The organism is Mycobacterium asiaticum (assembly GCF_001673365.1).
Lineage (GTDB): Bacteria > Actinomycetota > Actinomycetes > Mycobacteriales > Mycobacteriaceae > Mycobacterium > Mycobacterium asiaticum_A.
The window spans coordinates 21,706-28,751 of the sequence record NZ_LZLS01000061.1; the positions used below are offsets into that span (position 1 = coordinate 21,706).

At 65.2% G+C, this 7,046-nt stretch carries 10 protein-coding genes; 6 read left to right on the forward strand and 4 right to left on the reverse strand.

The genetic code is table 11. The features are described from left to right. Positions 1-46 precede the first annotated feature (46 nt). From A5634_RS06435 to A5634_RS06445, 3 genes are all read right to left on the reverse strand, one after another. On the reverse strand, positions 47-238 hold the full coding sequence (locus A5634_RS06435) for a ferredoxin (RefSeq protein ID WP_065143237.1): 192 nt from the start codon (positions 236-238) through the stop codon (positions 47-49). Then, complete coding sequence (locus tag A5634_RS06440) at positions 235-1,440, reverse strand: cytochrome P450 (protein WP_065143238.1); 1,206 nt, start codon at positions 1,438-1,440, stop codon at positions 235-237. Before A5634_RS06440 ends, A5634_RS06435 begins: the two co-directional genes overlap by 4 nt. Positions 1,441-1,533: 93 nt before the next feature. Beyond that, entirely contained in the window at positions 1,534-2,373 is an 840-nt protein-coding gene (locus tag A5634_RS06445; RefSeq protein ID WP_216638714.1) for a dihydroxy-acid dehydratase domain-containing protein, read from the reverse strand. Here A5634_RS06445 and A5634_RS06450 point away from each other — a divergent pair. The 4 genes from A5634_RS06450 (at position 2,349) to A5634_RS28050 (ending at position 4,992) form a co-directional block, all read left to right on the forward strand. After that, complete coding sequence (locus tag A5634_RS06450) at positions 2,349-2,969, forward strand: TetR/AcrR family transcriptional regulator (protein WP_155769388.1); 621 nt, start codon at positions 2,349-2,351, stop codon at positions 2,967-2,969. The genes A5634_RS06445 and A5634_RS06450 overlap by 25 nt on opposite strands. A gap of 147 nt (positions 2,970-3,116) precedes the next feature. After that, positions 3,117-3,668 (forward strand): recombinase family protein, encoded by a 552-nt coding sequence (locus A5634_RS06455; protein ID WP_044543343.1) that lies wholly within the window; start codon positions 3,117-3,119, stop codon positions 3,666-3,668. Then, positions 3,647-4,588: a restriction endonuclease gene (locus A5634_RS06460; protein ID WP_080772786.1), complete on the forward strand. Its 942-nt coding sequence runs from the start codon at positions 3,647-3,649 to the stop codon at positions 4,586-4,588. Before A5634_RS06455 ends, A5634_RS06460 begins: the two co-directional genes overlap by 22 nt. A 68-nt stretch (positions 4,589-4,656) precedes the next feature. Beyond that, positions 4,657-4,992 carry a hypothetical protein gene (locus A5634_RS28050; protein WP_065143241.1) on the forward strand — a complete coding sequence of 112 codons (336 nt, stop codon included), beginning with the start codon at positions 4,657-4,659 and terminating at the stop codon, positions 4,990-4,992. Between the two features lie 79 nt (positions 4,993-5,071). Here A5634_RS28050 and A5634_RS06470 read toward each other — a convergent pair whose 3' ends face one another. Beyond that, the gene (locus tag A5634_RS06470) at positions 5,072-5,407 is read right to left on the reverse strand and encodes a hypothetical protein (protein WP_065143242.1); all 336 of its coding nucleotides are present in this window, start codon (positions 5,405-5,407) and stop codon (positions 5,072-5,074) included. A gap of 330 nt (positions 5,408-5,737) precedes the next feature. On the opposite strand from A5634_RS06470, the gene A5634_RS06475 reads away from it, so the two are divergent. After that, entirely contained in the window at positions 5,738-6,544 is an 807-nt protein-coding gene (locus tag A5634_RS06475; protein ID WP_044543345.1) for a ParA family protein, read from the forward strand. After that, entirely contained in the window at positions 6,541-6,945 is a 405-nt protein-coding gene (locus tag A5634_RS06480) for a hypothetical protein (protein WP_065143243.1), read from the forward strand. The genes A5634_RS06475 and A5634_RS06480 overlap by 4 nt, the downstream gene beginning before the upstream one ends. The last annotated feature ends 101 nt before the right edge of the window (positions 6,946-7,046 follow it).

Consider the following 7,046-nt stretch of genomic DNA (forward strand, 5'->3'; position numbering starts at 1 on the left):
ACTGTCACTCGCACTTTGTCACGGTGGGTGCAGTGTCAACGCCCGTTCACTCGACGATGTTCAGCGCTCCGGAGGGGCAGAGCTGCACGGCTTTTCGCGCGTTGTCCTGCTCGGCTGGGGGCACATCCTCGACCAGCAGCACCACGATCCCGTCGTCGTCCTGGTCGAAGACCGCCTCGCTGTTCATCACACAGACCCCGGCGCCGATGCAGACGTCGCGGTCGGCGCGCACCCTCACCAGGCCACCTGCAGCGACTGCAGCCCGTAGATGAAGTGGAAGGACCGGAAGGCCACGTCGTCGAAGGATTCGTCGAGGCGCAGGGTCGGAAAGCGTTGCAACAGAGCCGGAAACGCGATCTTCATCTCCATCCGGGCCAGCGGTGCGCCCAGGCAGTGATGGACACCGTGGCCGAACGCCAGATGTCCCATGGCGCCGCGGCGGACGTCGAATACCTCCGGGTTGTCGATGAAGCTCGGGTCGCGGTTGCCCGACGGTAGTGAGACGACCACCAGCTGGTGCGCGGGAATCTGCACCCCGGCGATCTCCACGTCGTTGGTGGTGATGCGGGGGATGCCCGAATGCACGATCGACAGCCAGCGCAGCAGCTCCTCCACCGCCGGGCCCACGGCATCGGGGTCGTTGCGCACCAGGGCCAGCTGATCCGGGTGCTGCAGCAACGCCAGGGTGCCGAGGCCGAGCATGTTGGAGGTGGTCTCGTGACCGGCCACCAGTAGCAGGCTGCAGATGCCCACCAGCTCGTCGTCGGTGAGCTCGGATCCATGCTCGCGCACCAGCATTCCGAGCATATCGTCACCGGGTGAGCGACGTGCGCCGGCCACCAGCGCCTGCATGTAGGCACGCCCGGCGCGCTGCAGCTCGAAGCGTTCCTCGATCGGGATCGACAGGTCGAGCTGGCGGCTGGTGCGGTGCTGGAAATCGTCGCGGTCGTCATACGGCACGCCCAGCAACTCGCAGATCACCAGTGACGGGATGGGCAATGCGAAGTCGGTGACGAGATCACTTGGTGGACCGGCCTTTTCCATGGCGTCCAGATGCTGGGTCACGATCTCGGTGATCCGTGGCTCCAGGCGCTTCATCCGGCGGCCGGTGAACTCGCCGGTGAGCATGCGGCGCAACCGGGTGTGCCTGGGTGGGTCCAGGCCCAGCAGGTTGCCGGACTGGGCGGCGCGTTGTTCTTCCTCGGACACCTCGGGTGCCCCGGGTACGACGAACCCTGGCGGGCGCTCATTGGAGAACCGCTCCGGATCGGAGAGCACCGTCTTGATGTCGTCGTGGCGGGTCACCAGGTACACCGGCATGCCGAAAGCGTTGATGACGGTGCGCACCCCCTCGGTCTCGCGGATCTCGCCGAGGGTGGGGATGGGGTCGAAGTCGACACGCTGCATGTGCAGCGGAGGTGAGGCAGGTGCCTGGGTCATGGTGTCGACGGTACACGCGAGGCTGTTGGGTCCGCGTTGGGAAAGCGTCGATCAGGCCGTTGACCAGGGCGGGATCGCCAAGAAGCCGCTAACTCACCAGCCCCCCACCCAGCCGTCGAAAATGGCGTCCGGCTCGTTTTCGGGCTGCTCGGAGCGGCCGACCAGAAAGTCGAAATCGCACCCCCGGTCGGCCTGCAGGACACGGTCGACGTACATGGCCGCGTAGCCACGACGCTGTCGATGGCGCGGGGGTGGCGCCTGGCGGGTGGCCAGTTCGTCGTCGGGAACCAGTAGGTCCAGCGTGCCGGCGTGGGCGTTCAGCGCGATGATGTCGCCGTCGCGGACCAGGCCCAGCGGACCGCCCGCGGCCGACTCGGGGCTGACGTGCAGAACACACGTGCCGTAGGCGGTTCCGCTCATCCGGGCATCGGAGATCCGCACCATGTCGGTGACGCCCTGGCGCAGCAGCTTGCTGGGGATGGGCAGCTGGCCCCACTCAGGCATGCCGGGGGCACCGCGCGGGCCGGCATTACGCAGCACCAGCACGGAATCCGCGGTGACGTCCAGGTCGGGGTCGTCGAAGCGGGCCATCATGTCGCGCATGTCGTCGAACACCACGGCGGGCCCCTGGTGCACCAGCAGGGCAGGGGTGGCCGCGCTGCACTTGATCACTGCGCCGGTGGGCGCCAGGTTGCCGCGCACCACGGCCAGGCCCTGCGGCGGCTGGAACGGGGCATCGATGGTGGCGATGACGTCTGCGGCGGTGGAGATGCCGGAGGGCAGGTTGTCGGCGACGGTCTTGCCGCTGACGGTCAGCGCGTCTGTGTGCAGCAGGGTCTCGATGGACTTCATCACCGCGGGGATGCCGCCGGCGTGGGAGCCAATCAGCGCTACCCCCCGATGACGACATCGACCCGCGAAGAATCCGCTCACGCAACCGGCTACTGGATGCTGCCGCAACACTTCTCAGCACAGGAGGGGTCGAAGCCGTCACCATCGATGCGGTCACCAAAGCCTCCAAGGTGGCCCGCACCACGCTGTATCGGCATTTCCAGAGTTCATCGCATCTGCTTGCAGCCACATTCGAGCGACTCCTTCCGCAGGTGACCACACCGGCGCCGACCAGCGGATCCCTGCGCGATCAACTCATCGAATTACTCAGCCGCCAAGCCACCCTGTTCAACGACGCTCCGCTGCACGTCACCACCCTGGCATGGCTTTCGCTCGGACCTACCGGCGCCAAAGACGACACCGACGACCGCCACGCATCCAGAGCACTGCGAGCCCGTGTCGTCGACCAATACCGACAACCATTCGACGCGCTACTGCACAGCGATGAAGCCCGAACCGAAATCAACGACTTCGACCTCGAACTGGCACTGTGCCAACTCGTCGGCCCACTCGCCTTCGCCCGCATGACCGGAATTCGCACCATCACCCACCACGACTGCGCGGACATCGTCGACGACTTCCTCGCCGCCCACCGCCGCCGAACTGCCAACCCTTCAGGCGTAGAGGAAGTGGTCTGACAGCCCAAAAAGACGACCGAAAAATAGGCACCTTGCGCGGACCCACGGTGACCAGCGTGAACACCGTGTCGGTGTGTCCCAGAAATCTGTCCCACTACGGCTCTAACGTGGACAGGGTTAAAAACACACCTGGAAAGGCGCGCATCGATGGCACTGCTGGGATACGCCCGCGTCTCCACGCTGCACCAGTCACCAGAGATGCAGATCGCAGCCCTCAGAGAGGCTGGTGCAGAACGTATCTGGATAGACCAGATGTCGGGAACCCGCGACGACCGACCTGAGTTGGCCAGCCTCCTGGATTACGTCCGCCGCGGCGATGTCCTCATGGTGTGGCGGCTGGACCGCCTCGGCCGTTCCCTACCCCACCTGCTCGCCGTCGCCACGGACCTGCACGACCGCGGCGTCGAACTGCGTTCCCTCACCGAATCGGTGGACACCACCACTGCGGGCGGGCGGCTGATCTTTCACGTCTTCGGCGCTGTCGCAGAGTTCGAACGAGCCATCGCAGCCGAACGCACCGCGGCAGGGGTAGCCACCGCCCGTGCCGCCGGCCGCCACCCCGGCCGCCCCGGTCTGAGCACCGACACCATCGCCGCCGCCCACGCGCTCGACAAAGCAGGCACTCCCCGAGCTCAGATCGCCCGCACCCTGGGCATATCCCGATCCAGCGTCTACCGATGCCTGGAACTAGCACGATGACCACACCGCGTCCCCTGTCGACGGCCATCCGCAACGAAGTGCTCGCTGCGTGCCGAACCGCCCTGCACTACCGCGGCGACCTGAAATCGCTCATGCTCGGCGCCGGTGTCCCCGCCGCGGTCTACAACCGCTATGACCACCTGGAAAACACCAAGGTCAAGATTGCCCGCAGCATCCTTGACGAGCTGCAAGAACTAGGACCCAACGGGTGGGCAGTCCAACGCCGCATCGTCACCGAACTGTGCGGCATGCAACGACCCGCCAACGGTGTCGAAGACCTCACCGCTGGCCGCAATGCTCTCGATGCGCTGCGCCGAACCGCCGCCCACGAAGGCGTCATCGTCGACACCGAACAGGCCGCCAGAAATGACCGGGCCACACGAGCCGCCAAGCGCCAACAGCACATCACCGAGCAACAGCAGACCCTAGACCGTCTCCGGACTGAGTTCGCCACCCTGGCCCGCAGCAAGCCGAGCACAAACGCCGAACGCCAAGCACGCGGCTACCAGCTTGAAAAGCTCCTCGCCGACCTCTTCCGAGCCAACGAACTGGAATACACCGGATCGACCCGGCAGCCCCACGAGCAGGTCGACGGATCCTTCCACTTCCGCGGCTTCACCTATCTCGTTGAAGCACGCTGGCGCAACCAGCCACCCGACAAAGAAGACCTTGCCGGATTCAAACTGAAGGTCGACGGCAAGCTCGAAAGCACTCGCGGACTGTTCATCTCCATGGCCGGCTTCGACGAGGAAGTGTTGCAGTACTTCGCCAACGTCAGCGGAAAACGCAACGTCATCTACATGACCGGCCAGGACCTCGCGATCATCTTCGAAGGAAACATCGCACTCGAAGACGCCCTCCTCCGCAAGATCGACGCCGCAGAAAAGCACGGCCGCTACCTGATCAACCTGCTGGAGTGACCGCCGCTGTACCCGCTCGGTTCGTAGGCCGCGTACTACGACGAGGCCCCCTTATCTATCCTGAGGGCGTGACGAGTGAGGACGGTGACACCGGGCCGAAGCGCACTCCCCCGCGCCGCTTCGGCCAACTGCCCGACCTCGCTATCACGGATGACTTCGATGAGCCGCTACTACCGGACGAAATTGAAGCTTGGGAAACGCCCGACGACCCAGCCTCCCCAGCGGACAGCGGTGCACTCAAAGAAGAGTGGCCCATCGACGACCTCGACGACTGGCCCTTTGACGACCCGTCCATCGACGTGGCAGCCCTACATAAGTCGCTGCTGGAGTCGGAGGCCGACCTCGCGGCCGGCCGTACGTTCAGCGAGGAAGACATCCGTGCTCGCTACGGTTTACCGCGCTGAGACACCAACTGACGATCTTCCCCGGCCGACACAGGATGTGGTCACTGGTGCTACACCCGCTGCGGGTCGCCGGGCTCTGTCACGGCGCTCCACCCAGCACGACGTTCATCAGCACTAGGACGTTCAGCACGCCGAGCAGGATCGATAGCCCGCCCGCCACGTCGTACAGGGTCAAGGCCTGGGACCTGTGATCAGCGCACCGTCGCAGGAAACCATGTCGGGGCTGCTCGCAGCGGCGGCTCCCATCGTTGATCCAGGCCCGGCACTTGCTCAACAGCTCCCCGCCGATCACGAATGGTGCCGCCAGCAGAAGCGTCCCTAGCGCAATCCCCCACGCGGTGAGCGTCGTTCCATCCCACCAATGCAGGACAAGCATCCACGCCAGTAGGTCGATACCGCTGCCACCAGCCCCCACGTGCGGAGCCCAATCGACAGTTCGCCCCGCGCTGCCCGCGCGGCCAGCGTCACTCGGAGCGCTCGGAGCCACGCGGGGTGTTGGCGGCGCCGCGCTCCAGCCGTAGCTCCCTCTGGTGGCATATGGGCATACCGTGCCGGGGCGATGCCGTCCTACGCGGCATCGCGAGTCGTACTGGCACATCCGTATATCCCCAACCCGGCCCGGCCCCCACCATTCAGGGGCAAGTATCAGCCCAAGCACTGACATAGCCCTATCAGCATCACATGTTTTCTTACATGTAAGTCTGCATGTAGACATGTTTGTATGTAAGTTAGTATGCTTCCTGTCATGACTGTTTCCGCAGATAAGCAGTGCGAAATTCTGGCCGTGGCGCTGCAAAAGGGCGGTGTCGGCAAGACCACCACCACCATCAACCTCGGCGCCAACCTCGCCGCGATGGGTCACCGCGTTCTCGTGATTGACATGGATCAGCAAGCGCACAGCACCAAGGGGCTGGGAATCGAGCTCGACGCCGAGGACGCGTCGATGTACGAGGTCCTGCACCCGGACAGGACGATGCGCGTCCCGCTAGCCAAGGTCATCGTGGCGAGCCAATTCGGTATCGACGTCGCCCCCGGCCATCTCGCGCTCAAAGAGCTCGAGCGAACAGGACTCGGGTCCGGGGGCCAATTGCGGTTAGCACGTCAACTCGACGACATCGAGGGCTACGACTTCGTGCTGCTGGACTGCCCGCCGGCACTGGGGGAGTTGACCACCGCAGCGCTGGCGGCCGCCGACTACGTTTTGGCCGTCCTCAAAGCCGGCCCCGACGAAGTCGACGGCCTGGTGGAACTGGGCAACTCAATCCTCGATGTTCAGGAGACCCTGAACCCTGACGTGGAAATCCGGTACGTACTGCTGGCCGATTTCGACGGCAATCCGAAAGCCAGCAAGGACGTGCGCAGGCAGCTACGCGCCGACTGGGGGGAATGGGCTGACGGCGGGGCCTACCTGGGCGAGATTCCACACACGGTCCGGGTGGTGGAGGCCAAAGGCAAACGTGTACCGGTCAACGTGCACGCCCCAACCTGCACCGCAGCAGTGGCCTACCGCGAAGTCGCGCAGCGCATCGCCGCAAGGCGGCAAGCCGCATGAACGCCGCAGCGAAACCCACCGGATTGCAGGTCGGCTCCACAAGGCCGCTGTCGCGTGCAGAGCGACGAGCACAAGCCGCACGGGTCACAGCCGACGAAACCCCCGACGCGCCCGAAACATCAACCGAGCACGAACTACCAAGCAGCGAAACTCCGCCAGCCCCCGTGGTCACCCCACCCGGCGAGACCCCGACCCAGCCGGCCGAAGCGCCGCGACTCAAAGCCCGTCAACGGAAGGTGAAAAGCCCGTTCGCCACACAGCTACACGCGGGAACTCTCGCCCGGCTCGAATGGATCAAGGCCCGCGGGTACGTCATCACCGACACTGTCGACGACGCCATCAACAGCTACCTCGACGACGCCGGAATCCCCAGGCCAGACCACAACGACCGCATGCCTTGAGAGCCGCACGTGCCCTCCTTCCTCGCCGCCAATTGTGGTGAACGTGGTGGTGGGGGCTGTCAAGGCTCGACCGTGGTCGACCGCGCAGCGGCGGCACGGCC